Raw genomic sequence first — 1,507 nt, 5'->3', positions numbered from 1 at the left:
TCCCTTTATCCTGAAGCGATTGTAAGTGTAAAAATAAGATATAATGACATTAGCAAAGAGAAAATAGCAGTAAGTGTAGGGCATAATATTTTTAACCCGAATTGCAGGGTAAATGCGGGAAAAATGCTTAAAAAATTCGGCGGTGGAGGCCACAGGGGCGCAGGAGCATGCAGGTTTCCGGCAGAAAAAGCTGATGAATATATTCCGGAAATTATTTCCATATTGCTTAAAAATGAAGCCAACGACTAGTTTATTTAAAAAATATGTATTCAACTCTTCCACAGTTTTATAAAGAAAAATACCCTTTTAAAATCGGCACCACGTCTTATATATATCCTGATTATATTGTTCCCAATGTTAAAATGCTCGCACCTTACTTAGATGAGATAGAGCTTCTGTTTTTTGAAAGCAGACTACCGGATAGTATTCCTGCAAAAAGCGAAATAAATGAGCTGTATGAAATTGCCAAAGATCATGGCACAACATATAATGTTCATCTGCCTGTTGATATATTCCCGGGCAGCAGCAATGATTCCGACAGAATTTGCTTTTTTGAAACGATTCAAACGATCATAGATCATACTTTAAGATTATCACCATCTACATATACACTTCATCTATCATATCCTGAAAGTTTGGATAAAACCCAATGCGACCCGATATGGCTTAACAACATCTATGACAGTATGGAAAAACTTATGGGTTCAGGAGTAAACAGTAAATCAATATCCATAGAAACACTTGAATACCCTTTTGAATGGATAGAAGGGATTGTTTCCGGTTTTAATTTTTCAGTTTGTATTGATGCCGGTCATTTACTTCTACACGGTTATGATACACAAAAAGTATTTAAAAAATATCTTGATATTACTTCCGTTATTCATCTTCATGGAGTTAAGAACGGCCGTGATCATCTGTCGCTTGATAACCTCACAAATGAAGAAGTCAAAAATTTAATAAAACTTATGCAGGGATTTACCGGAACCGTATCTATGGAAGTATTTTCATACAAGAATCTTTTGCCATCATTGCAGCATTTTGATAGATGTTACCGGTCTTATCAGAAAACAAATACATGATACGAGGCTTTTTATATAATTATCCGTATTGCAAAAGCAATTCAGACGTATCAAAACTTTTGAGGCCAGATCATAGCCTTGTGGATCTGTGGTTATGAAAAGATATCTTAAACAAACAATTTCTGTAGTGTCTCGTCAACTCTCAAGAGTCGGATAAAGGCGAGATAGTTTTATCCTGGCATCCTGTGTAGTGAATTGCCAATTAACCTTGGCGTTTTTGTTGTTTCTGAACTTTTCCCATGCCGCCGACTCTTTCCTGACAATTTTGATATCATCGATTCTTCTTTTAACTAAAGTTTCACCGAAATGATGCATGGTTTACTCACGCGACCATCCGTAACAGCGCGTCCACGAAAGATTTTCGGGAGAGTTTCTGGTTTTTGTTGCAAACGGCATTAAAATCATCAGCCAACGCGGCCTTGGCGATG

Annotated in this window: 1 protein-coding gene and 2 pseudogenes; 2 read left to right on the top strand and 1 reads right to left on the bottom strand. The window is 36.8% G+C overall.

Annotation, left to right across the window (positions count from 1 at the left end):
- Positions 1–249, top strand: a pseudogene (locus VXK47_RS03515) (exopolyphosphatase); the annotation flags it as partial.
- Positions 250–263: 14 nt separating this feature from the next.
- Positions 264–1,079 carry a cobamide remodeling phosphodiesterase CbiR gene (gene cbiR, locus VXK47_RS03510; protein WP_435547385.1) on the top strand — a complete coding sequence of 272 codons (816 nt, stop codon included), beginning with the start codon at positions 264–266 and terminating at the stop codon, positions 1,077–1,079.
- Positions 1,080–1,214: 135 nt separating this feature from the next.
- Here cbiR and VXK47_RS03505 read toward each other — a convergent pair.
- Positions 1,215–1,370: pseudogene (locus VXK47_RS03505) on the bottom strand (IS630 family transposase); the annotation flags it as partial.
- Between the last annotated feature and the right edge of the window lie 137 nt (positions 1,371–1,507).

The sequence above is a fragment of the Desulfobacterium sp. N47 genome (assembly GCF_051233685.1).
Lineage (GTDB): Bacteria > Desulfobacterota > Desulfobacteria > Desulfobacterales > RPRI01 > RPRI01.
Note: the sequence above shows the minus strand (reverse complement) of the source record. Positions and strands in the feature narration are given on the sequence as shown.